Source organism: Kitasatospora misakiensis, assembly GCF_042656005.1.
GTDB classification, from domain to species: domain Bacteria; phylum Actinomycetota; class Actinomycetes; order Streptomycetales; family Streptomycetaceae; genus Kitasatospora; species Kitasatospora misakiensis.
Map to the genome: position 1 here is coordinate 18,135 of NZ_JBHSOF010000017.1, position 21,862 is coordinate 39,996.

Below are 21,862 nucleotides of genomic sequence, written 5' to 3' on the forward strand. Positions count from 1 at the left end.
CCGGTGGCCGCGCGCAGGTTCGTCGTCGAGGCGGACGGCGGCTCCCGGGGCAACCCGGGGCCGGCCGGCTACGGCGCGGTGGTCCGGGACGGCGACACCGGGCAGATCGTCGCCGAGGCCGCGGAGTTCATCGGCCACGCCACCAACAACGTCGCCGAGTACCGGGGCCTGATCGCCGGTCTGCGGGCGGCCCGGGCGCTCGATCCGGACGCCGCGGTGGACGTCCGGATGGACTCCAAGCTGGTCGTCGAGCAGATGTCCGGCCGGTGGAAGATCAAGCACCCCGACATGCAGCCGCTCGCGGCCGAGGCGCGCGAGGTCTTCCCGCCCGGGCAGGTGAAGTACACCTGGATCCCGCGCGAGCGGAACAAGGAGGCCGACCGGCTCGCCAACGAGGCGATGGACGCCGGCAAGGCCGGCCGGCAGTGGGAGCCGAGGGCGGCGGCCGCCCCGGCGGCGGCCGTCGTCGAGGAGCCGCTGGAGACGGCCGCGCCCAAGGCCGGCTGGGCGGCGCCCGCGGACCTCGGCACCCCGACCACCTTCGTCCTGCTGCGGCACGGCGAGACCCACCTCACCCCGGAGAAGCGGTTCTCCGGCAGCGGCGGCACCGACCCGGAGCTCTCCGAGAAGGGCCGCTGGCAGGCCGAACGGGCGGCCGAGGCGCTGGCCGCGCGCGGCTCGATCCAGGCCGTGGTGGCCTCGCCGATGCTCCGCACCCGGCAGACCGCCGAGACCGTCGCCGCCCGGCTGGGCCTCGACGTCCGGTACGAGGAGGGGCTGCGCGAGGTCGACTTCGGCGCCTGGGAGGGGCTGACCTTCGCGGAGGTGCAGGAGCGCCACCCGGAGGACCTCACCGCGTGGCTCGGCTCCGCGAAGGCCCGGCCGAGCGGCGGCGGCGAGAGCTTCGCCACCCTCACCCACCGGGTCGGGGTGGCCCGGGACAAGATCCTGGCCCGCCACCCGGGGAAGACGGTGCTGGTGGTCTCGCACGTCAGCCCGATCAAGACGCTGGTCCGGCTGGCGCTGGGCGCCCCGCCGGACGCGCTGTACCGGATGGAGCTGTCGGCCGCCTCGCTGTGCGCCGTCCAGTACTACGCGGACGGCAACGCATCGCTGCGGCTGCTGAACGACACGGGGCACCTGCGCTGACGAACGCCGGGGGCCGGAACGCCGGGGGCCGGTCGGATCCCGCCGACCGGCCCCCGTTCCGTCGCGCTCAGTGCCCGTCGAACTCAGTGCCCGTCGAACTCAGTGCACCTCGGTGACCACCACGTCCAGCTGCCACGGCTTGCGCGCGGTGCCCTCGGCGGCGACCTCCACCCGGTGGCCGAGAGCGAGCAGCGCGTCCAGCAGCTCGCCGGGCGTCTTCGGTTCGGCGCCCGCCACCAGCAGGTCGCGGACCAGTCGGCCCTTGGTGGCCTTGTTGAAGTGGCTGACGACGGTGCGCTTGCCGTTCCGCTCCTGGAGCACCCGGACGGTCGCCGTCCGGGACACCAGCTCACCGGCCGGCTTCCAGGCCGCCGCGTAGGCGGTGGACCGCAGGTCCAGCACCAGGCCGTCGGCCACCTCCGGCAGTACGTCCGCCATCGCGCGCCGCCAGTACGCGCCGAGCGCCCCCGGTCCGGGGAGTTTCACCCCCATCGAGCAGCGGTAGGGCGGGATCCGGTCGCCGATCCGCACCGCGCCCCAGAGGCCGGAGAAGACCAGCAGCGTCCGCGCGGCCCGGTCGTACGCGGCCTCGTCGAGCGTGGCCAGCCCGAGGTTGTCGAACAGCACCCCGGTGTACACCTGCCCGGCCGGCAGCACGCCCGCCGTCGGCAGGCCCGCGTTGCGCGCCACCTCGCCGCGCAGGCCCGGGCTCAGCCCGAGCACCTCGGCGGCGGCGTCCTCGTCACCCCGGCACAGGGCGACCAGCGCCTCCAGCACCTCGCCCCGGGCCGAGGTCAGCCCCGGCAGCGACAACCCGTCGAGCGCCACCGGCACCCCGTCCGCGGAAGCGGCCTTCCCCTCCGAGGGCGGCAACAGCACCAGCACGACGGACTCCTCCACACTCCACGGGCCACGGACCCCGCCACCCTACGCAACCCGCCCCCACCCGGAGAAACGGCCGGTCACCGCCGGGCCGGGCCGCCGTCCCGCTCGGCTGACCGCCGCCGACCCCGCCACCCGGACGGTCCGCTCCGCCGCCCTCCGAGCGCCGCACGGGTGGGAGGATCGACCCGTGCCCGAAGCGACCCCCATGAGTCCGCCGTCCGCCGCCGACCTCGGACGGCGCCGCCGGCTGCTGGTCCTGGCGATCTGCTGTCTGAGCCTGTTCATCGTCGGGCTCGACAACACCGTGGTGAACATCGCCCTCCCGGAGATCCAGAAGGACCTCGACGCCCCCGCCTCGGGCCTGCAGTGGATCATCGACGCCTACACCCTGGTGCTGGCCTCGCTGCTGATGCTGTTCGGCTCGCTGGCCGACCGCTTCGGCCGCCGTCGGGTGTTCCGGACCGGCCTGCTGGTCTTCGTGCTCGGTTCGCTGCTCTGCAGCCTGGCGCCGAGCCTGGAGTGGCTGGTGGTGTTCCGGGCGGTGCAGGCGGTCGGCGGTTCGATGCTCAACCCGGTGGCGATGTCGATCATCACCAACACCTTCACCGAGCCGCGCGAACGGGCCCGGGCGATCGGCATCTGGGGCGGCGTGGTCGGCATCTCGATGGCGCTCGGTCCGCTGCTCGGCGGCTTCCTGGTGCACGCCGCCGGCTGGCCGGCGATCTTCCTGATCAACGTCCCGGTCGGTCTGCTGGCCTGCCTGCTGACGATCCGCTACGTCCCCGAGTCGCGCGCGCCGAAGGCCCGCCGCCCGGACCCGGTGGGGCAACTGCTGATGGTGGTGCTGCTCGGCTGCGGCACCGCCGCGATCATCGAGGGCCCCGAGCACGGCTGGACGTCCCCGCTGATCCTGGGCCTGGCCGTGGCGGCGCTCGCCGCGCTGGTGGCCTTCCCGCTCTGGGAGCGGCGGGTCGCCGAACCGCTGGTCGACCCGCGGTTCTTCCGCAGCGCGCCGTTCACCGGCGCCACCCTGACCGCCGTCTGCGCCTTCGCCTCGCTCGGCGGCTTCCTCTTCCTCAACACCCTCTACCTCCAGGACGTCCGCCACTACAGCCCGGTCGAGGCCGGCCTGTGGACGCTGCCGATGGCCGGGATGATGCTGGTCTGCGCGCCGGTCTCGGGCCGGATCGTCGGCGCCCGTGGCCCGCGGGTGCCGCTGGTGCTGGCCGGTCTCGGCCTGGCCGGCAGCGGTCTGCTGCTCACCCGGCTGGCCGCGGACTCCCCGCCGGCGCTGCTGCTGGCCGCGTACGGGCTGTTCGGCTTCGGCTTCGGCTTCGTGAACGCGCCGATCACCAACGCCGCGGTGTCCGGCATGCCGCGCGCCCAGGCCGGGGTGGCGGCGGCCGTCGCCTCGACCAGCCGGCAGGTCGGCCAGTCGCTCGGCGTCGCGGTGATCGGCACCGTGGTCGCCACGGCGGTGGTCGGCCCGGTGCTCACCGGCTTCGCCCCGGCGAGCCACGCCGGCTGGTGGATCATCGCGGGCCTCGGCGCCGTGATCCTGCTGCTCGGCCTGGTCACCACCTCGGCCTGGGGCACCGCCACCGCCACCCGGGTCGCCGCCCGCCTCGGCGGCGATCCGCCGATGACCCGCCCCGGAGTACGGGAGGCTCCGCCCGAGCGGCTACCATGACCTCTACGGCGGAAGAGCCGGCCGGGCGGCCGCGACGGGTCCCAGGACCCGCCGAGGAACGTCCGGGCTCCACAGAGCAGGGTGGTGGGTAACGCCCACCCGGGGTGACCCGCGGGACAGTGCCACAGAAAACAGACCGCCCGCCGCTTCGGCGACGGGTAAGGGTGAAACGGTGGTGTAAGAGACCACCAGCGACCGGGGTGACTCGGCCGGCTCGGTAAACCCCACCTGGAGCAAGGTCAAGATCGGTGCCTCACGGCGCCGTGCGCGGATGCCCGAGGGCTGCTCGCCCGAGTCCGCGGGTGGACCGCACGAGGCTGTCGGCAACGGCAGCCCTAGATGGATGGCCGCCTCCCCGGCCCGCGCAAGCGGCCCGGGAGACAGAACCCGGCGTACAGGCCGACTCTTCCGTCGCCTAGCTTGAGTGAGGCCCCCTGATCTGCAAAACAGCAGATCAGGGGGCCTTCCTCTTTGATCCACCCTGGGGTGTCAATCCAGGGTGGTTCTGTCCGTTCGGGGCCGTTTCTCGGCGCTCTGTGGCGATGCTGTGGCGGCGCCGTCGGCTGATCACCGCTCCTCAGGCCCCTTGAAGACGGCCACGGGCTGCCTCGATCTCGTTTCGGGCGGCAGTACCGAACACGGCTTGGTCTCGCAGAGCGGCGAACACGCGGACGAAGTACGAGGTGTTCTCGGGTCTGGACGTCTGGAATGCCCCCGACCAGAACTCTTGCTTGAGCAAGCTCTCATCGAACAGGTAGAAGCCCTCGCCGGGGTAGAGCGACCGTGGTCGGCCTTGCGGGATGATCCCGATGGACACGTACGGCAGCCTGGACACCTCCAGGAGGTGGTCAAGTTGCCCGTTCATCACCTGGGCACCGCCCGTGTTGTTAGTTAGCGCTGAGGCTTCCAGGAGGAACGAGAAGATCGGTGCCCCGGTGCCGAGGAACCGTTTCCGGACCATGCGGTTCTGTGCTGCTTTCTCAACGTCGTCCAAGGGCAGGCCGTGCAGCTCGGCATGGATGGTGAACTGCGCCTTGGCGTACTCGACCGTTTGTAGGAAACCGGGGACGAACAGCGACTCGTACACGCGGACCAGCTTGGTCTTCGCGTACAAGTCCATGGCTTGGAACTGGAGACGCTTCATCCCCGGTCGGTGCCACCGCTTGTAGTCGGTCCACATCTGCTCGATCTCACGACTCATCGCGATGAGTTCGGGAGTCTGCCCCTCGACGGCACACGCCGTTGCCCATTTTCGGATGTCTTCCTCGGTCGGGCTCTGCGTCCCGTGCTCGATCTTCGACACCTTGGTCTTGTGCCAGCCACACCGCTGCGCGAGTTCGACACCCGAAAGGTGGGCATCCCGACGGAGTTCCTTGAGCTGAATCCCGAAGGCGCGCTTTGCGGACTCGGATGGTTCCTGGTCAGACATGTCGTTACGGCTTGTACTCACCATTGGGGACGCCGAGCGACCATGCCTGCTCGAACGCCTCGTTGCAGAACCGGATCACGTCCGGATCGGTTGAGAGCTGGATGTCGGTCTGTTGGTTGTCTCCCCCGATGAGGTTGAAAACCACCAGATCCTCCCGGATCAGGCAGTCGTTCCCCGGCAAGGGCAGCGCCGACACGAGACGGCGGGGAAGCCACCGAAGACGTTCCGTGGGGTCGGCCAGCTCGACCGCCATCCGCTGGTAGCCCGAGAGGGGTTCGGAGACGACCCGCACACGCCGGTAAGGGAAGCCGGCGGCGGCCTTCCCGGTCAGGAACGCACGATGCCCACGCATCGTCTCCTCGACCGTCTCACGGTCGCCTGAGCTCCATGCCTCGAACAACGGGCGGTCCACCTCATAGAAGTCCCGTAGCTCAAGCTTCCGGACCTCTTGGGCGGGCTCACCGAACAGCAGGTCAATTCGGCGTGCCGCCGAGATCAATTCCATAACGCTCCCTGACGTACTTCCGCACGAACACATCCATGGTCCGCCCGGACATCTCCCCGAACGTCTCGTCGTCGGCGAGGGTGACGAGCTGATCCCGAACCTTCGGCCCGCGCTTCTTGAGCTGCACGATCCATGAGTCACGGTCAGTCTCATAGAACGTCTCGCACTCGACGCCGCCCTGAGAGTTGGGGTCCGTGCAAAAGAACGTAGCGGTCAAGTCGTCGCCGTCGCTGCTGTGTTGCCGCATATTGCTCCCCCCGTGATCCGGCCGCATGGCACCCTCATTCCGCCGGACGACGCCCCGGGGGGATTCTTTGATGACCGCGATGCGGGCCTCTGGCGTGATGGCCGTCCGTGTACGCGGTCTCTGTGGGCCTGGCGCGTTTCGGCGTCCGCCGTGGCCGTGGTCCTGGCCCTTTGGGTTGGCTGGCCCATCGGCCGCCCGTGGGGGGAGGAATGGCAGTGTCTTCGTATCGGGCACCGGGTCACCCGGTAACGGCATCGGTACTTCTGACCGATTCTGCAAGCCGCGTGCTGATCGTTCATCCGGCACACCGAACCGCGGAGCGGCATCTGCCCGGCGGGATCGTCGAGGACGGGGAGTCCCCTGTCGATGCCGCCCGCCGAGAGGTCCGCGAGGAGCTGGGATTGATCGTCGACCTCCGGCATGGCGATCTGTTCGCCGTGGAATGGGTCCAGGCCCGCCGGCCTGGCCGCCGCTCCCGCTTCGCATTCGTCTTCGCCGGTCCCGTCCTGGCCGCCACTGACACGGCCCGGATCTCGTTGCAGCGTACGGAACTCGACGCCTGGCGTTGGGCAACCCGCGAGGAGGTGAAGACCCTGCTCCACCCGGCGGTCGCCGCACGGATCGTGGCGCCGCTTCAACTGCCCGGAACCGTGACCTACCTTGAGACAAGAGGACCGGAGTCATGAGTGACTTTCCCGAGCGTGAGATGCGTATCGGCACCCGCAGTTCACCGATGGCGCTCGCCCAGACCGACCAGGTTGCGACGCTGCTGAGGAAGTACGAGCCTGACCTGAGGGTCACCGTCGTGCCGGTGACCACCGAAGCCGATCTCTGGCAGGGTGACCTTGCCAAGTTGGGCGGCAAGGGCCTGTTCACCAAGCAGATCGACCAGATGTTGCAGCGCGGCGATGTGGACATGGCCGTGCACTGCGTCAAGGACGTGCCCGGAGACGTCCCCCTGCCGGATGGTCTGATCTTCGCGGCCTACCTGCCCCGAGACGACGTCCATGATGTGCTGCTGTTCCCCGAGGGGGACTCTCGGCAGACCCTTGACGACCTTCCACCCGGCGCGTCGGTGGCCACGTCTGCGGTCCGCCGGAAGGCTCAGATCCTGCGCGTGCGACCTGACTTGAACGTCATCCGCATCCGGGGACTGGTCGGCACCCGCGTGGACAAGCTCGACCGCAAGAAGCCCATGGACGCGAAGCTTGACGCAATGATCCTCGCGGCCTCGGGACTCGAACGCCTCGGCCTTTCGGACCGTGCCCGGCAACGGTTTGGGGTTCAGGAATTGCTCCCTGCCGTTGGGGCGGGCGTGCTCGGTCTGCAGTGCCGCCGGGATGATCACCCGGTGGCGGCTCTGTTGGAGCGTCTGAACGACGAGAAGACCATGCGAGAGGTCACGGCTGAGCGCGTGATGCTGCACGGCCTACGTGGACACTGCAACAGCCCGATTGCCGGGTACTGCACCACCGACCCGGACGGCCAACTGTCTCTGCGCGGGATGGTGTTCTCCCGCGACGGCTCGAAGTTCGTGCATGCCCAGTACTGGGGCGAGAGCCTGAACGATCCGGCCGTTCTCGGCAGTCGGGTCTGTGCCGAGCTGCTGCGTCAGGGTGCCCGCGACATCATTGAGGGCATCCCTCACTGACACCGCCCGAGCAGATGAAAGAACCGCCCCGGCCGAGAAGGCCGGGGCGGTTTGCTTTGCTTCGAGCGTTCAGAGGAGTGCGATGGGCACCTACCACCACCAGGTGTAAGGGGCGGAGGCCCGGGACCGGAAGGCCCTCGAAGCGGTCTTCTTCACGGAGACCAAGGAGGTTGTGATCCCGGATGTCGTGGAGGGGGACGACGAAGGGGCGGCGTGATGCGTGGTGGCCGGCCGAAGTGTGGCGATCGTGTGGCGATCTGGTCTGGCCCCGTTTCACGGCATCGCCGCAGGTCACAGCCGCTATGGCGACAGAACCCGGCGTACAGGCCGACTCTTCCGTCGCCGACCTGAACGAGGCCCGCCGACCTGCGCAGCAGCAGGTCGGCGGGCCTTCGTCGTCCCGGTGCGCGGGCTCGGGACCGGCTCGGGATCAGCCCGGGTGGGTGCCGACGGCGTCGCGGATCTGGTCGCCGAGGCCGCCGTTGACGCGGGCGCAGTTGGCGCAGCAGAAGAACATGCCGGCGACTTCGACGCCGTGGCCGACGATCCGGACGTTGCAGTGCTCGCAGCGCGGCGCGAGCTTCTCCATCGCGCACTCGAAGCTGTCGAAGGTGTAGACGTCGCCGGTGACGGTCTTGATCTCGAAGGCGAGCCAGTAGTCGTTGCCGCAGGTGACGCAGGTGGCCATGGCGGCGCACTTCCTTCCGGACGGGAGGGGAGAGGGCCGGGCGGCTGCCCGGCCCTCTCAGTGTCGGAGCCGCTCCGGAGGGCGGCCACCCGGCGGAGCCGACCCGGTCAGGCGGGCCGGGCGGAGAGCTCCTCCAGGGCGCCGACGGCGCCCTGGCCGCCGCTCGGGCGGCGGTGTCGGGAGGTGTATCGGAAGGCGTTGACGGTCGACAGTCACCGATATATCGTTGAGTTATCGGGACAGTAACTCGACTGTCGCGAACGATTGTCTGACGATCGTTGACGGGGTCGCCTTCGAGTGGCCCGAAACGGGAGGTGGGTGCCATGCGCCCAGGACGATTTCGTGGAGAAGGCGGTCCCGGCGGTTGCCGGCCGGGGCCGGAGTTCGCCGGGATGCCCGGTGAGTCGAGCGAGGGCCGTAGGGCGTTCGGCCCGTTCGGGCCGCCGTTCGGCGGCGGTGGGCCGGGGGGACGCCCGGGGCCGCCGTGGGCCCGGGGCGGGTTCGGCGGGCCGCCGCCGTGGGTTCGCGGCCGGCGTGGCGGGCGGGCCCGGCGCGGGGATGTGCGCGCCTCGCTGCTGGCGCTGCTCAAGGAGCGGCCGATGCACGGCTACGAGATGATCGCCGAGATCGCCGAGCGGTCCGGCGGGGCCTGGCGGCCCAGCCCCGGCTCGGTCTACCCCACTCTCCAGTTGCTGGAGGAGGAGGGCCTGGTCACGGCGGAGGAGATCGGCGGCAAGCGGCTGGTCTCGCTCACCGAGGCGGGCCGGACCGAGGCCGAGGCCGGGCCGGACGAGCCGTGGGCGGAGGCCGGTCAGGAGATCGACTGGGCCGCGGTCCGGGAGGTCGGCCAGGCGCTCGGCGCGGTGGAGCACGCCGTCCGCCAGGTGATGGCGACGGGGACGGAGGCGCAGCGGGCCAAGGGCCTTGAGGTGCTCAACGAGGCCCGTAAGAAGCTGTACCTGATTCTGGCCGAGGATGCCTGACCGGTACCGGTGAGGGCGGTGCGGCTGCTCAGGGGCGGACGGCGAACAGGGCCGCGCACGCGAGCAGCAGCACCGTCCAGCCGAACCAGAGCCAGCCGTTGGAGCCGAGCACCGCGCTGTAGAGGCTGACCACCACGAGCAGGCCGGCCGTGACGCCGGCCATCTGCCGGTTGTGGTGCGCCACCGCGGTGGCGCGGCTTCTCGGCTGCCGTTCGGATCTCGCCATCGGCGTCCTCCCGCAGGGGGAGGCGGCCGTCACCCGGAAGCGCGGGCGGTGGCCGCCTCGTCGTACTCGTAGCGCCAGTACCAGCGGGTGCCCCGCTGCTGCTTGGCCCGGACGTACACCAGTGTGCGCGCCGGGGTGTCCCCGTGCGAGGGGACCGGCACGGTGTACTTCTTGGGCACCCCGTACATCGGGCCCAGCGGGATGGGGAGGATCCGGCCGTCCAGGGGGCCGCCGACGAATTCGGTGTCCGCGCTCTTCACCCCCCCAGGGTCTCACCCCGGCCCGGGTGCGCGGCCGGCCGCCCGGCGGGGTCGGCGGTGGCCCGCGCGGAGGCGGTGTGGCGGCAGGGTGCCGGGAGTGTGACCGGAGAGGCACCGCCCCCGGTCATCCGAAGGGCCCGCGCACCCTTATCCTTCCTGTTACGCCCTCGGGGTCCACCCGGGTCAGCGGGCCCGTACGGGCCGGGCGAGGCGCGACTCACCGTGCCCGCCGGGCCGCCGAGCCGCAGCCGTCGTGCCGCCGTGACTCCGTACCGTGACCCCGGGCGTCGGCCGTCCGGCAACCCCGGCTCCGGCTGTCGGGGCGCGGGACCGCAGGGCCGAGCACCACCCGGGGAAGCAGCGGGGGGCGCCGTGCGTTGCGTCGGAGTGGTACGTCGAACGCTGTGTCACACCAGGCACGGCAATGCGCGGAAGGGGCCCGATGGAATCCGGCGGCAGGTGGACGGCCTGGTGGCAGAAGCGTGACCGTGAGCGGGCCCGGTCGGCGGCGCCCGACACCCCCGCCGCCAGACTGGACCAGCTGCTCGGCGCGGTCCGCGCGGGTTTCCCGCTCGCGCCCGCGGCCCATCCGGCCGGGTACCGCTGTTCCTGCGACCGGGTGGCCTGTCCGGCCCCGGCCCAGCACCCGGTCTCCTTCGCCTGGCAGACTCAGGCGACCACCGACCCCGAGCAGCTCGCCCGTTGGCTCTCCCGCGATCCGCTGGCCAACTTCGTCACGGCCACCGGCCGCGCCCACGACGTGCTGGACGTGCCGGCCGAGGCCGGGCGGCTGGCCCTGGAGCGGCTGACCGCTCTCGGCGTCGAGGGCCCGGTGGCGGCGGTCGGCGAGGACCGCTACCTCTTCTTCACCGCCACCCGGGGCACCCCGGTGGACGAGGACGAGTGGTGGCCGAGCGCCCTGGACTCCACGCCGGACACCATGTCCGAGCACCCCGGCCTGCGTTGGCACTGCCGCGGCTCGTACACCCTGCTGCCGCCGGCCGCGCTGCCGGACGGCTCCGAGGTGCGGTGGCTGCGCGGGCCCGAGCAGCCGCTGCCGGACCCGCTGCGCGTCCTGGACGTGCTGACCGACGCCTGCACCGAGGTGGGCGCGGTGGCCGAGGAGCAGTGGCTGATCGGCTGACCGGCCGGCTGGTCGGTCAGCTCATCAGCCGACCGGCCGCTAACCGACGGGGGCCCTACGGCAGGGTGAGGACCTCCGCGCCGTCCGCCGTGACCACCAGGGTGTGCTCGAACTGGGCGGTGCGCTTGCGGTCCTTGGTGACGACCGTCCAGCCGTCCGGCCAGATCTCGTAGTCGTAGGTGCCCAGGGTCAGCATCGGCTCGATGGTGAACGTCATGCCCGGCTTGATGACCTCGGTGGCCCGCTCGCTGTCGTAGTGCGGGACGATCAGGCCGGAGTGGAACGACGTGTTGATGCCGTGTCCGGTGAAGTCGCGCACCACGCCGTAGTCGAAGCGCTTGGCGTAGGACTCGATGACCCGTCCGATGACGTTGATCCGGCGGCCCGGCTTGACCGCCTTGATCGCCCGGTCGAGCGACTCCCTGGTCCGCTCGACCAGCAGCCGGGAATCCTCGTCCACGTCGCCGCACAGGTAGGTGGCGTTGAGGTCGCCGTGCACGCCGTGGATGTACGCGGTGGCGTCGATGTTGACGATGTCACCGTCCTGGAGGACGGTCGAGTCGGGGATGCCGTGGCAGATGACCTCGTTGATCGAGGTGCAGACCGACTTGGGGAAGCCCCGGTAGCCGAGGTCGGACGGGTAGGCGCCGTGGTCGCACATGTACTCGTGCGCGACCGCGTCCAGGGCGTCCGTGGTGACGCCGGGAGCGATCAGCTCCGCCGCCGCGGCCATCGCCCGGGCGGCGATCCCGCCGGCGATCCGCATCTTCTCGATCGTCTCGGCGGTCTGCACCTCGGGCCCGGTGTACGGGGTCGGCGCGGGCTTCCCGACGTACTCGGGACGCGCGATGTGCGCCGGGACCTTGCGGGTGGGGGACTGGATGCCGGGTACGAGTGCCATGGCGGCGAGTCTAGTTGGCAGCACCTGGGCGTCGGGTGTGCGGTGGGCGCCCGGGCGGGGAATGATCAGGACGACGCGACGCCGCACGGGGGACGCGACCGCCGACACGGAGGTGACCACCATGGCCCTGGGATTCCGCCGCAACAAGCCGACCGGCCGGCCCGGCGAGTGGTTCTACTGCATCAAGCACGGCAAGGTCGAGGAGGGGCCGGAGTGCCCGGCCAAGGACCGGCTCGGCCCGTACTCCACCCAGCGGGAGGCGGCGCACGCGCTGGAGACCGCCGAGCGGCGCAACCAGGAGTGGAAGGACGACTCGCGGTGGAACGACCGCCCGGCGGGCAGCGCGGGGGAATAGCGGGCGTCGGGGAGTAGCCGGGGGGGCTCAGCCCGTGCTGGCGCCCGCCCCCTCGGCCTCCGCCGTCCGCTCCGCGGCCTCCCGTTCCGCCGCCGCGTGCTCGTGCTCCGCGCGGACGGCGGCCGCGTGCGGGTCGGTGCGGTCGTCGTAGGAGAGCAGCCGGGGCAGCGCGGTGGCCAGCGCGAGCACGCCCACCACGCAGGCCACGCCGCCGACCCACACCGAGGCCCGGACGCCGACCAGCCCGGCCATGCCGCCGGCCCGGACCTGGCCGAGCTGGGGCCCGACCGAGTAGCTGAGCAGTTCGACGCCGGCCATCCGGCCGCGCACCGCGTCCGGGATCGACTGGTTCCACAGGGTGGAGCGGGCGATCCCGCTGACCTGGTCGGCGCCGCCGGCCAGCGCCAGGCAGAGCAGCACCACCCAGACCGAGGCGGACAGGCCCGCCAGCGCGATCGCCACGCCCCAGCCGAGCGCGGCGACCAGCAGCAGTCGGCCGTGCCGGTGGATCCGGGACGTCCAGCCGCTGGTCATCGAGACCAGCAGGGCGCCGACCGCCGAGGCGGCGTACATCGGCCCGAGCGCCCAGTCGGCGTCCAGCTCGGCGGCCAGGAACGGGAAGATCGCCACCGGGAAGGCGAACAGCATCGCGCACAGGTCGATCGCGTAGGTGCCGAGCAGGTCCTTGCGGCTCCACGCGTAGCGGACGCCGGTGAGCACCGCCCGCACCGAGGGCTTCTCGGCGCCGGTGGGCGGCGGTACCGCCCGGATCCGGGTGAGCAGCAGCACCGAGGCGGCGAAGGTGACCACGTCCAGCGCGTACGCGGTCTGCACCCCGGCGAAGGTCACCACGACGCCGGCCAGGGTCGGGCCGGCCACCGAACCGACGTTCCGGTAGAGCGAGTTGAGGGCGAAGGCGGCGGTCAGCTGCTCGTGCGGGACGATCCGCGGGGTGAGCGCGTCCAGCGCCGGGCGCTGCAGGCCGTCGGCTGCGGCGACCAGGGCGGCCACCAGGTAGACCGGCCACAGGACGGGCGTCGGCAGCAGCGCGTTGACCAGCAGCAGGACGCTGAGCAGGCCGAGTCCGGCCTCGGCGAACAGCACCAGGCGGCGGCGGTCCAGGGCGTCGGCGAGGGCGCCGCCCCAGAGCCCGAAGACGATCAGCGGGACGAGCTCGAAGGCGCCGATCAGACCGACCGCGAAGGCGGAGTCGGTCAGCTCCTTGATCTGCAGCGGGACGGCGACGTAGGTGAGGAAGCTGCCGAAGCTGGTGACGCAGCCGGAGAGCCAGAGCAGGCGGAAGTCCCGGGAGGAGCGCCAGGGCGTGAGATCGGGAGCCACCGAGCGCAGCAGGGACTTCGCCCGGCCGCTCGGGGGTTGGTCGGGTTCGTTCACGAGCGACCATCCTGCGCGGGCGTTCGTCCCGGCCGCAACGGAATTTCCGCCGGCACCCGCGCCCGGCAGCTCAGCCCGGTGCCTCAGCCCGGCAGCGCCGCCCGCGCGCTCACCAGCGGCTGATCGCCGGCCCCGCGGTGAGCCTGCCGGCCAGCTCCGCCAGCCGCCCCAGCGTCGAGCGCCGCGCGGGCGGCTCGCCGGCGGCGGCGCTGACCAGGTGCTGGGCCAGGTCGAAGGGCTCGTCCTCGGCCGTGCCGACGGCGAGCCGCCGGTGCGCCAGCCCGGCGAGATCGGCGAGATCGGCGAGTTCGCCCGGCGCGTCGGGCGTCGCGCCGTCCAGCGCCAGGACGGTCGCCCCGTGCCGGCGGGCGTCGTGCACCCGCTCCAGCAGCGGCTCGCCGGCCGCCGCCGGGGCGACCACCAGGACGGTCGACCCGCGCCCGGCCTCGGTCAGCCGCCGCAGCCCGTGCGCCAGATGGGCCGGCGCCCGGGCCGGGACCCGGTGGCGCAGCAGGGTGGGGGCCAGCCGGGGGACGTCCGACCAGGCGGCCTCGTCCTCCAGGTGGGCGGCCAGGTGCCAGGGCTCGTAGGCGGCGGTGCCGACCAGCAGCAGCTCGCCCGCGCCGCGCCGGGAGACCGCGTTCCGCAGCTCACCGGCGAAGCCGCCGACGGCTTCCAGCCACCCGGTTCCGGCCAATCGGTCCCGTAGTGCCGAAACTCTCACCGCGTCCATGGCGCACAGGATGTCGCGGCGGGCCGGCGATTTGGCAGGATCGGCCCATGACTTCCCTCGATTCAGCGACAAACCCGGCCCATGAGTTGCCGGACGTCTCGCAGCTGGTGGTCGGTGTCCTCGGCGGCACCGGAGACCAGGGGCGGGGGCTGGCCCTGCGGCTGGCCAGGGCCGGCCAGCAGGTGATCATCGGTTCGCGCGACGCGGCCCGCGCGCAGGCCTCGGCGGACGAGATCGGTCTCGGGGTGCGCGGCGCCGACAACGCCGCCACCGCCAGCGAGAGCGACATCGTCATCGTCTCGGTGCCGTGGGAGGGGCACGCCGCCACCCTCACCGCCCTCCGTACGGAGCTGGCCGGCAAGATCGTGGTGGACTGCGTCAACCCGCTCGGCTTCGACAAGCAGGGCGCCTACGCGCTCGTCCCGGAGGAGGGCAGCGCCGCCCAGCAGGCCGCCGCCCTGCTGCCGGACTCCCGGGTGACCGCGGCCTTCCACCACCTCTCGGCGGTGCTGCTGCAGGACGAGTCGGTCGAGCGGATCGACACCGACGTCATGGTGCTCGGCGAGGAGCGCGCCGCCACCGACATCGTGCAGGCGCTGGCCGGCCGGATCCCGGGGATGCGCGGCATCTACGCGGGCCGGCTGCGCAACGCCCACCAGGTGGAGTCCCTGGTGGCGAACCTGATCTCGGTCAACCGCCGCTACAAGGCGCACGCGGGTCTGCGGATCACCGACGTCTGATCGTCGGGCCATCCGACGGTCCGACGTCCCGATCGTCAGTCGATCGGACCGGATCGCCGACCTCACCCCTGGACCCGGTCCGGAGGTGAGGTCGGCGACAATGGGGGCCGACCTCGCCACCGGCCCTCAGGAGTCCCCCGCCATGCCCCGCACGTCCGTCCTCGCCTCGCTCGTCGTCGTTCTCGCGCTGGCCGCCGCCGTGGTCTCGCTCGTGCAGGGCTGGTGGCTCGGCCTCATCTGGCTGCCGATGGCGGGCATCGCCAGCAATGTGCTCTGGATGAACGTGCGCCGGGAGAGGCTGGCCCGGGCGGCCGCCGAGCAGTCCTGAGCCGCCCTGAGCCCCTCAGCCCCCGCAGTCCGTTCAGTCCTTCCAGAACGTGAACAGCTCGTGGCCCACCTGCGGGTAGGCCCGGTCGACGCCCAGCAGGTCCATCGCCCCGTACACGGCCTCGAAGAACCAGTGGTTGACCTCCGGCTGCCAGAGCAGCGCGAAGACGGCCAGCATGCCGTACGGCGCGAACGGCTCGATCGCCCGCCGGGTCTTGTACGACAGCCAGGGCTCGACGATCCCGTAGCCGTCCAGGCCGGGCACCGGCAGCAGGTTGAGCAGGGTCGCGCTCAGCTGGAGCATGCCGAGGAAGCCCAGGGCGAGCGCCAGCGGCGAGACGTCCAGCTCGATGCCGTTCCAGAACGCGTGCACCTCGGAGTCGTCCAGCCAGCCCGCGCCGACCGGGACCAGCAGGAGCACCGCGGCCAGCAGGTTCACCAGCGGCCCGGCGGCCGAGATCAGGCTGTGCTTGAGCCGCCCGTGGACCCGGCTCCGCTCGATCCAGACCGCACCGCCGGGCAGGCCGATGCCGCCCAGCAGCACGAAGACGATCGGCAGCACGAAGCTGAGCAGGGCGTTGGCGTACTTGAACGGGTTGAGCGTCAGGTAGCCCTTGGCGCCGACGGTGATGTCGCCGCCGTGCAGGGCGGTCCGCGCGTGCGCGTACTCGTGCAGGCAGAGCGAGACCATCCAGCCGGCCACCACGAACAGGAAGATCCCGAAGCGGGAGTTGCCGTACCCCTGGTAGACCGCCCAGCCGGACGTGCCGAGGATCGCGAGCAGGGCCCAGAACACCGGGCTGATCCGGCGGTCCTCGCTGCGTGAGCGCTGCGTGGCGGCGAAGGTCATGGTGTGGGTGCTCCGGTGGTCGGGGGCGCGTGCGGACTGGGCAGAGGCCGATCATGCCGGGCGGGCCCGCGTCGGACAAGCCGTCCCGGATGAACGTACGGAGCCCGCCGCCGGGTTCCTGGCCCCGAACGGCCGCGCACCGGGGGGAGGGCAGGCGAATACCGGCCTCAGCGTTCGGTCAGGGGATGGTCCCGGACAATTGTGCGTGGGTGGCGGGGTCGATCCACCAGAATGGTGCGGTGCACTACGGCATCCTCGGCACCACCACGGCCCACCACGACGACGGCACCCCGGTTCCGCTCGGCGGAGCCCGGCTGCGCGCCCTGCTCGCCGCGCTGGCCCTGCGCCAGGGGCGGCCGGTGCCCGCCGATCTGCTGGTCGACGAGGTGTGGGACACCGAGCCGCCGCAGGACGCCTCGGCCGCGCTGCAGACCCTGGTCGGCCGGCTGCGCCGCACCATCGGCCGGGACCGGGTCGGTTCAGGCCCGGCCGGGTACTGGCTGACCGACCCGGTCACCGACCTCGCCGAGTTCCAGCGGCTGGCCGCCGAGGGCCGCCGGGCGCTGGAGCAGGGCGACCAGGTGTCGGCCGCCGAGCGGCTGCGGGCGGCCCTCGTCCTGTGGCGCGGCCCGGCGCTCGCCGACCTGCCCGACCGCGGCGGCCCGGCCACCCGGCTGGAGGCGCAGCGCGAGGAGGTCCGCCGGCACCGGATCACCGCCGAGCTCGGTCTCGGCCGGGCCGCCGAGCTGGTGGCCGAGCTCGCCGAGCTGTGCGAGCGGCAGCCGCTGGACGAGCCCCTGCAGTACCTGATGGTCCGGGCGCTGCACGAGAGCGGCCGGACGGCCGAGGCGCTGCGGCACTACGAGCGCACCCGGCGCGCCCTGGCGGACGAGCTGGGCGTCGATCCGGGGCGCGCGCTGCAGTCGCTGTACGCGGAGCTGCTGAGCCCGGTCGAACCTGTCGAGCCGACCCCGGCGGGCCCGTCCGCCCCGGCCCCCGGGGCCCGGCCGTCCACGCCCGCTGTGCCGATGACCACGGTGCCGATGACCGCAGCGCCGATGACCGCGGTCCCGATGACCGCAGCGCCGATGACCGCGGTCCCGATGACCGCGGCGCCTGTGCCGCCCGCCCCGGTGCCGCCCGCCCGCGCGCTCGGCAATCTGCGCGGCCGGCTGACCAGCTTCGTCGGCCGGGAGAGCGACCTCGCGGCGCTGCGCTCGGTCCTCGCCACCAGCCGGCTGGTCACCCTGACCGGCCCGGGCGGCTCCGGCAAGACCCGGCTGTCGGTCGAGGCCGGCCGGCTGGAGCAGGGCGCCGGGCACTGGCCGGACGGCGTCTGGGTGGCCGAGCTCGCCCCGGTGGAGCGCCCGGACGCGGTGCCCGGCGCGGTGGTGTCGGCGCTCGGTCTGCGGGAGACCGTCCTGCACACCGGCGGCATGGTCGCCGAGGTGATCGAGGCCCGCACCGACGACCCGGTCCGCCGGCTGATCGAGCACTGCGGGCGCCGCCGGATGCTGCTCGTCCTGGACAACTGCGAGCACCTGATCCAGTCCGCCGCCGACCTCGTGGACACCCTGCTCACCGAGTGCCCCGGGCTGACCGTGCTGGCCACCAGCCGGGAGCCGCTCGGGGTGCCCGGCGAGACCGTCCGGCCGGTCGAGCCGCTGCCCGACCCGGTGGCGCTGCGGCTGCTCGCCGAGCGGGCGGCCGCCGCCCGCCCCGGCTTCGACCCGCGGAGCGACCCGGAGGCCTGCGCCGAGATCTGCCACCGGCTGGACGGCCTGCCGCTCGCCATCGAACTGGCCGCCGCCCGGCTGCGGGTGATGACGGCCCGGCAGATCGCCGACCGGCTGGACAGCCGGTTCGCCCTGCTCACCGCCGGCAGCCGCACCCTGCTGCCGCGCCAGCAGACGCTGCGCGCGGTGGTGGACTGGAGCTGGGACCTGCTCGGCAAGCAGGAGCGCGCGGTGCTGCGCCGGCTGGCGGTGTTCGCCGGCGGCTGGACGCTGGAGGCGGCCGAGGCGGTCTGCTCGGACGACTCCGAGGTGCCCCGCGAGGAGGTCGCCGACCTGCTGCTCTCGCTGGTCGACAAGTCGCTGCTGGTCGCCGACCTGGACGGGGAGGGCCCGTCGCGCTACCGGATGCTGGAGACCATCCACGAGTACACGGACGAGCGGCTGGCCGAGGCGGAGGAGACCGGGGCGACCGAGGGCCGGCACGTCGAGTACTTCCGCGAGCTGGTCCGCACCGCCGAGCTGTACGTCCACGGGCCCGAGCAACTGCACTGGCTCGCGGTGCTGGAGCGCGAGCACGACAACATCCGGGCCGCGCTGTGCCGCGCCGTCGACCGCCGGGACGAGGACGAGGCGCTGGTCCTGGCGCTGGGCATGAGCTGGTACTGGTCGCTGCGCGGCTTCAGCCAGGAGGCCCGCCGCTGGTACGACGCGGTGCTGGAGATCGGTCCCGACCCGTTCGACGCGGAGGCCCGCCCGGTGCCGCTGGACCGGCCCGTGCTGGAGTACCCGGTGCCGATGCCGCCGGAGGCGCTCGGCGAGGCCCGTCGGGCGCTGGTCATCCACCGGCTGATCAGCATGTTCGAGGGGAACCTCGACGTGCTGGCCGACCAGGAGGCGGTCGCGGTCGCCCGGAAGATCACCGGGTCCTACACCCGCGACCTGCCGCAGTCCTACCGCTTCCCCGGGCTGATGCGGGTCTTCGGTGCCTTCCTGATCGGTCAGCTGGACAGCATGAAGGACCTGCTGGACGAGGCGGTGGAGGGCTGCCGGGAGCACGGCGGCCCCAGCGACCTCGCGTTCATCCTGCAGATCCGGGCCAAGATGATGAACGACTGGCCGGGCGGCGCCGAGCAGAGCACCCTGGACGGCGAGGAGTCGCTGGAGCTGTACCGCCGGGCCGGCGACCGCTGGGGGATGTCCCAGGCGCTGTCCGCGCGCGGCGAGTCGCTGGCCAACCAGGGCCGCTCGGCGGAGGCCGTCGAGGCGTACCGCCGGGCGATCGAGCTGGCCGAGGAGCTGGGCGCGCCGCAGGAGGTGCCGATGCTCCAGGTGCACCTCGGGTCGGCGATGCTGGACGACGACCCGGTGACGGGGGAGCGGACGGTCCGGGCGGCGATGGAGGGGATCGAGCCGGGGAACAACCAGGCCACCAACGGCGCGCTGCTGCTCGGGCGCCTGATGCTCTGCGGCATCAGCGTCCAGCGCGGGGACTACGCGAACGCCCTGGCCGAGCTGGACGAGCTCCGGTGGACCCGGGTCGGCGCGTTCGCCCCGGGCGTGGTCGGCGGGATGCTGACGGTCACCCGGGGCTGGATCACCGCGCGGGCCGGCGACCCCGACCGCGGCCGCGAACTGGTCAACGAGGGGCGGCGGTTGATGAGCTCGGCGCCGTCCGGCGCGAGCGGCTTCGTGGAGCAGATGTCGGTGATCCTGCTGCCGCCGGTGATCGGGCTGCTGGAGGCCTTCGCGCTGCGCGACGGCGACCGGGAGCGGGCCCGGCAGGCCGCCGTGCTGTTCGGCGCGCACGCCGGGATGAACGGGCCGAAGGGCGGCTACCTCGACCGGGTGGAGCGGGAGCGGGCCGAGCGGAGCCTGCGCGGGATGCTCGGTGACGCGGTGTTCGAGGCGGCGGCCGCCGAAGGCGGCCTGCTGACCACGCGGGACGCCACCGACCTGCTCGACCGGCTGGTAGGCTGACCCCGGGTGCCCCCCTCGCGCACCCGGGGCCGGCGCACCAGCCGTGCCCGGCCGTTCCTTCATTCCCCGTGCCAGTCCGGCCGGGACTCAGGTCCGCTTGCGGAAGCGGGCGACGGCGAGCGGCGCGAAGACCGCGGTGATGCCGATCGACCAGGCCAGCACGATGAGCACCGGGTGCGCCACCGCGCCCTGGCCGTTCATCAGGGCCCGGCAGGCGTCGGCCAGCGCGGACAGCGGGTTCACCTTGGTGAAGGCCTGGAGCCAGCCCGGCATGGTGTCGGTCGGCGCGAAGATCGAGCTGCCGAACTGCATCGGCATCAGCACCAGCATGGCGACCCCCTGGACGGCCTGGGCGCTGCGCAGCGCCATGCCGAGCAGCATCGAGATCCACACGATCGACATGCCGAACAGCAGCGAGAGCCCGATCGCGGCCAGCAGCTCCAGGAAGCCGCCGTTCAGTTCGAAGCCGAGGATCAGCGCGAAGACGATCAGGATGGTGAAGGAGAGCAGCGCCCGGCAGGTCTCCGCGGCGATCTTGGAGAGCAGGACCGAGGAGCGGCCGATCGGCAGGGTGCGGAACCGGTCCATCACCCCGGTCTGGAAGTCGCTGTTGAGGCCGGTGCCGACGGCCATCGCCAGGGTGATGCCGGTCTGCCCGAGCAGGCCGGGGATCATGTACTGCTTGTAGGCGTCCTGGCCGCCGGCGATGGCGCCGCCGAAGACGTAGACGAACAGCACGGTGAAGATGATCGGCATCAGGACGGCGTCGAACATCGACTCCGGGTCGGCCTTGATCCGCATCAGGTTGCGGCGGGTCAGCGCGCCGACGTGCCGCAGATGGCCGGCCGGGCCGATCCGGCTGTCCTCGGCCCGGGCGGGGGCGAGCGTGGCGGTGGTCATGCGACGGGCTCCTTGGCGAGGCTGGGGGCGGCGTCGGCGACCGCCGGGCGGTCGGCGGGCTTGCCGGTGATGGCGAGGAAGACCTCGTCGAGGCTGGGCAGCTGGGTGTCGATGTCGGCGATGCCGAAGCCGCGGGTGCCGAGGGCGCCGATCACGGCGGTCAGCTGCTCCTCGGCGGTGAGCGGCACGGACAGCAGGCCGGTGTCGGCGGAGAAGGTCGCGGTGGCGATGCCGGTGTCGTGCAGGCAGCGGGCCATCTCGGGGAGTTCGGCCGGACGGGTGGGACGGACCTGCAGGGTCCGGCCGCCGACCTGGGCCTTGAGCTCGGTGACCCCGCCGGCCGCGATCACCCGGCCGCGGTCGATGACGGTCAGCTCGCCGGCGAGCTGCTCGGCCTCCTCCATGTACTGGGTGGTGAGCAGCACGGTGGAGCCCTCGGCGACCATCCGCTGCACCTCGTCCCAGACCTCGTTGCGGGTCCGCGGGTCCAGGCCGGTGGTGGGCTCGTCCAGGTAGAGCACCCGGGGCCGGCCGATCATCGAGGCGGCCAGGTCGAGGCGGCGGCGCATGCCGCCGGAGTAGGTCTTGGCGGGCCGCTTGGCGGCCTCGGTGAGCGAGAAGCGCTCCAGCAGCTCGGTGGCGCGGGACTTGGCGTCCTTGCGGGGCAGGTCGAGCAGCCGGCCGATGAGGTAGAGGTTCTCGTAGCCGGAGAGCAGTTCGTCGACGGAGGCGTACTGGCCGGTGAGGCCGATGGTGCGGCGCAGCTGCTTGGGCTGGCGCAGGACGTCGTAGCCGCCGACGAAGGCGGTGCCGGCGTCGGGCTTGATGAGGGTGGACAGGACGCGGACCAGGGTGGTCTTGCCGGCGCCGTTGGGGCCGAGCACGCCGAGCACGGTGCCCTCGCGGACGGTCAGGTCGACGCCGTCGAGCGCCTTGGTGCTGCCGAAGTGCTTGACGATGCCGTGGACCTCGACGGCGTTCCCCGCGGCGGGCCCCCGGTCGTTCGGGGTGGTGGAGATTCGTGTCATGCCCCCAGGTTGTCCGCCCGGTCTGTCAGCCCGCTGTCAGGGCGTCGACCGGTCCGGCAGGGC

23 protein-coding genes and 1 other RNA gene are annotated in these 21,862 nt (G+C 72.5%); 11 read left to right on the forward strand and 13 right to left on the reverse strand.

What is annotated here, in order from left to right:
* Positions 1-3: 3 nt before the first annotated feature.
* Complete coding sequence (locus ACFP3U_RS15385) at positions 4-1,149, forward strand: bifunctional RNase H/acid phosphatase (RefSeq protein WP_380226064.1); 1,146 nt, start codon at positions 4-6, stop codon at positions 1,147-1,149.
* Positions 1,150-1,248: 99 nt separating this feature from the next.
* Here the strand turns inward: ACFP3U_RS15385 and yaaA are convergent, their stop codons facing one another.
* Complete coding sequence (gene yaaA / locus ACFP3U_RS15390) at positions 1,249-2,034, reverse strand: peroxide stress protein YaaA (protein ID WP_380226065.1); 786 nt, start codon at positions 2,032-2,034, stop codon at positions 1,249-1,251.
* A gap of 205 nt (positions 2,035-2,239) precedes the next feature.
* On the opposite strand from yaaA, the gene ACFP3U_RS15395 reads away from it, so the two are divergent.
* Positions 2,240-3,724 (forward strand): MFS transporter, encoded by a 1,485-nt coding sequence (locus ACFP3U_RS15395; protein ID WP_380226157.1) that lies wholly within the window; start codon positions 2,240-2,242, stop codon positions 3,722-3,724.
* A gap of 13 nt (positions 3,725-3,737) precedes the next feature.
* Positions 3,738-4,135: RNase P RNA component class A (rnpB, locus tag ACFP3U_RS15400), an RNA gene on the forward strand.
* Positions 4,136-4,301: 166 nt separating this feature from the next.
* Here the strand turns inward: rnpB and ACFP3U_RS15405 are convergent.
* Genes ACFP3U_RS15405 through ACFP3U_RS15415 form a run of 3 tightly spaced genes read right to left on the reverse strand, consistent with a single transcriptional unit; the run spans position 4,302 to position 5,932 of the window.
* Complete coding sequence (locus tag ACFP3U_RS15405) at positions 4,302-5,153, reverse strand: helix-turn-helix domain-containing protein (RefSeq protein ID WP_380226066.1); 852 nt, start codon at positions 5,151-5,153, stop codon at positions 4,302-4,304.
* Positions 5,154-5,157: 4 nt separating this feature from the next.
* Positions 5,158-5,658: a DUF6879 family protein gene (locus ACFP3U_RS15410; protein WP_380226067.1), complete on the reverse strand. Its 501-nt coding sequence runs from the start codon at positions 5,656-5,658 to the stop codon at positions 5,158-5,160.
* Positions 5,627-5,932 (reverse strand): hypothetical protein, encoded by a 306-nt coding sequence (locus tag ACFP3U_RS15415; RefSeq protein WP_380226068.1) that lies wholly within the window; start codon positions 5,930-5,932, stop codon positions 5,627-5,629. Before ACFP3U_RS15415 ends, ACFP3U_RS15410 begins: the two co-directional genes overlap by 32 nt.
* 182 nt (positions 5,933-6,114) lie before the next feature.
* Between ACFP3U_RS15415 and ACFP3U_RS15420 the strand changes: the two genes are divergently transcribed.
* Positions 6,115-6,591, forward strand: coding sequence for an NUDIX domain-containing protein (locus ACFP3U_RS15420; RefSeq protein WP_380226069.1), 477 nt, complete (start codon positions 6,115-6,117; stop codon positions 6,589-6,591).
* Entirely contained in the window at positions 6,588-7,556 is a 969-nt protein-coding gene (gene hemC / locus ACFP3U_RS15425) for a hydroxymethylbilane synthase (RefSeq protein ID WP_380226070.1), read from the forward strand. The genes ACFP3U_RS15420 and hemC overlap by 4 nt, the downstream gene beginning before the upstream one ends.
* 430 nt (positions 7,557-7,986) lie before the next feature.
* On the opposite strand, the gene ACFP3U_RS15430 is transcribed toward hemC, so the two are convergent.
* Entirely contained in the window at positions 7,987-8,244 is a 258-nt protein-coding gene (locus ACFP3U_RS15430; protein WP_380226071.1) for a Prokaryotic metallothionein, read from the reverse strand.
* Between the two features lie 323 nt (positions 8,245-8,567).
* On the opposite strand from ACFP3U_RS15430, the gene ACFP3U_RS15435 reads away from it, so the two are divergent.
* On the forward strand, positions 8,568-9,227 hold the full coding sequence (locus ACFP3U_RS15435) for a PadR family transcriptional regulator (protein WP_380226072.1): 660 nt from the start codon (positions 8,568-8,570) through the stop codon (positions 9,225-9,227).
* 28 nt (positions 9,228-9,255) lie between these two features.
* Here ACFP3U_RS15435 and ACFP3U_RS15440 read toward each other — a convergent pair whose 3' ends face one another.
* Together ACFP3U_RS15440 and ACFP3U_RS15445 are read right to left on the reverse strand one after the other, a co-directional pair.
* The gene (locus ACFP3U_RS15440) at positions 9,256-9,453 is read right to left on the reverse strand and encodes a hypothetical protein (protein ID WP_380226073.1); all 198 of its coding nucleotides are present in this window, start codon (positions 9,451-9,453) and stop codon (positions 9,256-9,258) included.
* 29 nt (positions 9,454-9,482) lie between these two features.
* Positions 9,483-9,713 (reverse strand): hypothetical protein, encoded by a 231-nt coding sequence (locus tag ACFP3U_RS15445; protein WP_380226074.1) that lies wholly within the window; start codon positions 9,711-9,713, stop codon positions 9,483-9,485.
* 442 nt (positions 9,714-10,155) lie between these two features.
* Here ACFP3U_RS15445 and ACFP3U_RS15450 point away from each other — a divergent pair, with 442 nt between their 5' ends.
* Positions 10,156-10,857: a bifunctional DNA primase/polymerase gene (locus tag ACFP3U_RS15450; protein ID WP_030391595.1), complete on the forward strand. Its 702-nt coding sequence runs from the start codon at positions 10,156-10,158 to the stop codon at positions 10,855-10,857.
* A gap of 55 nt (positions 10,858-10,912) precedes the next feature.
* Here the strand turns inward: ACFP3U_RS15450 and map are convergent, their stop codons facing one another.
* Entirely contained in the window at positions 10,913-11,758 is an 846-nt protein-coding gene (gene map / locus ACFP3U_RS15455; protein ID WP_380226075.1) for a type I methionyl aminopeptidase, read from the reverse strand.
* 121 nt (positions 11,759-11,879) lie between these two features.
* On the opposite strand from map, the gene ACFP3U_RS15460 reads away from it, so the two are divergent.
* Complete coding sequence (locus ACFP3U_RS15460) at positions 11,880-12,113, forward strand: hypothetical protein (protein ID WP_380226076.1); 234 nt, start codon at positions 11,880-11,882, stop codon at positions 12,111-12,113.
* Between the two features lie 27 nt (positions 12,114-12,140).
* On the opposite strand, the gene ACFP3U_RS15465 is transcribed toward ACFP3U_RS15460, so the two are convergent.
* A complete protein-coding gene (locus ACFP3U_RS15465; protein WP_380226077.1) occupies positions 12,141-13,508 on the reverse strand; it encodes an MFS transporter in 1,368 nt (455 codons plus the stop codon).
* Positions 13,509-13,617: 109 nt separating this feature from the next.
* The gene (locus ACFP3U_RS15470) at positions 13,618-14,241 is read right to left on the reverse strand and encodes a hypothetical protein (protein ID WP_380226078.1); all 624 of its coding nucleotides are present in this window, start codon (positions 14,239-14,241) and stop codon (positions 13,618-13,620) included.
* Between the two features lie 47 nt (positions 14,242-14,288).
* Here ACFP3U_RS15470 and npdG point away from each other — a divergent pair, with 47 nt between their 5' ends.
* Together npdG and ACFP3U_RS15480 are read left to right on the forward strand one after the other, a co-directional pair.
* Positions 14,289-14,981: an NADPH-dependent F420 reductase gene (gene npdG, locus ACFP3U_RS15475; protein WP_380226079.1), complete on the forward strand. Its 693-nt coding sequence runs from the start codon at positions 14,289-14,291 to the stop codon at positions 14,979-14,981.
* A 142-nt stretch (positions 14,982-15,123) separates the two neighbouring features.
* On the forward strand, positions 15,124-15,309 hold the full coding sequence (locus ACFP3U_RS15480) for a hypothetical protein (RefSeq protein ID WP_380226080.1): 186 nt from the start codon (positions 15,124-15,126) through the stop codon (positions 15,307-15,309).
* Between the two features lie 33 nt (positions 15,310-15,342).
* Here the strand turns inward: ACFP3U_RS15480 and ACFP3U_RS15485 are convergent, their stop codons facing one another.
* The gene (locus tag ACFP3U_RS15485; protein ID WP_380226081.1) at positions 15,343-16,158 is read right to left on the reverse strand and encodes a site-2 protease family protein; all 816 of its coding nucleotides are present in this window, start codon (positions 16,156-16,158) and stop codon (positions 15,343-15,345) included.
* Positions 16,159-16,397: 239 nt separating this feature from the next.
* Between ACFP3U_RS15485 and ACFP3U_RS15490 the strand changes: the two genes are divergently transcribed.
* Positions 16,398-19,871 carry an AfsR/SARP family transcriptional regulator gene (locus ACFP3U_RS15490; protein ID WP_380226082.1) on the forward strand — a complete coding sequence of 1,158 codons (3,474 nt, stop codon included), beginning with the start codon at positions 16,398-16,400 and terminating at the stop codon, positions 19,869-19,871.
* An 87-nt stretch (positions 19,872-19,958) separates the two neighbouring features.
* Here the strand turns inward: ACFP3U_RS15490 and ACFP3U_RS15495 are convergent, their stop codons facing one another.
* Positions 19,959-20,771 carry an ABC transporter permease gene (locus tag ACFP3U_RS15495; protein WP_380226083.1) on the reverse strand — a complete coding sequence of 271 codons (813 nt, stop codon included), beginning with the start codon at positions 20,769-20,771 and terminating at the stop codon, positions 19,959-19,961.
* Positions 20,768-21,799, reverse strand: coding sequence for an ATP-binding cassette domain-containing protein (locus tag ACFP3U_RS15500; RefSeq protein ID WP_380226084.1), 1,032 nt, complete (start codon positions 21,797-21,799; stop codon positions 20,768-20,770). The genes ACFP3U_RS15495 and ACFP3U_RS15500 overlap by 4 nt, the downstream gene beginning before the upstream one ends.
* Positions 21,800-21,862 lie beyond the last annotated feature (63 nt).

Bases quoted from the DNA above. Each gene is read 5' to 3' on its own strand.
- ACFP3U_RS15405 (WP_380226066.1), bottom strand. From the start codon at position 5,153: ATGTCTGACCAGGAACCATCCGAGTCCGCAAAGCGCGCCTTCGGGATT.
- ACFP3U_RS15430 (WP_380226071.1), bottom strand. From the start codon at position 8,244: ATGGCCACCTGCGTCACCTGCGGCAACGACTACTGGCTCGCCTTCGAG.
- ACFP3U_RS15395 (WP_380226157.1), top strand. From the start codon at position 2,240: ATGAGTCCGCCGTCCGCCGCCGACCTCGGACGGCGCCGCCGGCTGCTG.
- ACFP3U_RS15485 (WP_380226081.1), bottom strand. From the start codon at position 16,158: ATGACCTTCGCCGCCACGCAGCGCTCACGCAGCGAGGACCGCCGGATC.
- ACFP3U_RS15440 (WP_380226073.1), bottom strand. From the start codon at position 9,453: ATGGCGAGATCCGAACGGCAGCCGAGAAGCCGCGCCACCGCGGTGGCG.
- map (WP_380226075.1), bottom strand. From the start codon at position 11,758: ATGGCACTCGTACCCGGCATCCAGTCCCCCACCCGCAAGGTCCCGGCG.
- ACFP3U_RS15435 (WP_380226072.1), top strand. From the start codon at position 8,568: ATGCGCCCAGGACGATTTCGTGGAGAAGGCGGTCCCGGCGGTTGCCGG.
- ACFP3U_RS15480 (WP_380226080.1), top strand. From the start codon at position 15,124: ATGCCCCGCACGTCCGTCCTCGCCTCGCTCGTCGTCGTTCTCGCGCTG.
- ACFP3U_RS15410 (WP_380226067.1), bottom strand. From the start codon at position 5,658: ATGGAATTGATCTCGGCGGCACGCCGAATTGACCTGCTGTTCGGTGAG.
- ACFP3U_RS15460 (WP_380226076.1), top strand. From the start codon at position 11,880: ATGGCCCTGGGATTCCGCCGCAACAAGCCGACCGGCCGGCCCGGCGAG.
- ACFP3U_RS15450 (WP_030391595.1), top strand. From the start codon at position 10,156: ATGGAATCCGGCGGCAGGTGGACGGCCTGGTGGCAGAAGCGTGACCGT.
- ACFP3U_RS15470 (WP_380226078.1), bottom strand. From the start codon at position 14,241: ATGGACGCGGTGAGAGTTTCGGCACTACGGGACCGATTGGCCGGAACC.
- ACFP3U_RS15415 (WP_380226068.1), bottom strand. From the start codon at position 5,932: ATGCGGCCGGATCACGGGGGGAGCAATATGCGGCAACACAGCAGCGAC.
- ACFP3U_RS15495 (WP_380226083.1), bottom strand. From the start codon at position 20,771: ATGACCACCGCCACGCTCGCCCCCGCCCGGGCCGAGGACAGCCGGATC.
- ACFP3U_RS15420 (WP_380226069.1), top strand. From the start codon at position 6,115: ATGGCAGTGTCTTCGTATCGGGCACCGGGTCACCCGGTAACGGCATCG.
- ACFP3U_RS15500 (WP_380226084.1), bottom strand. From the start codon at position 21,799: ATGACACGAATCTCCACCACCCCGAACGACCGGGGGCCCGCCGCGGGG.
- hemC (WP_380226070.1), top strand. From the start codon at position 6,588: ATGAGTGACTTTCCCGAGCGTGAGATGCGTATCGGCACCCGCAGTTCA.
- npdG (WP_380226079.1), top strand. From the start codon at position 14,289: ATGACTTCCCTCGATTCAGCGACAAACCCGGCCCATGAGTTGCCGGAC.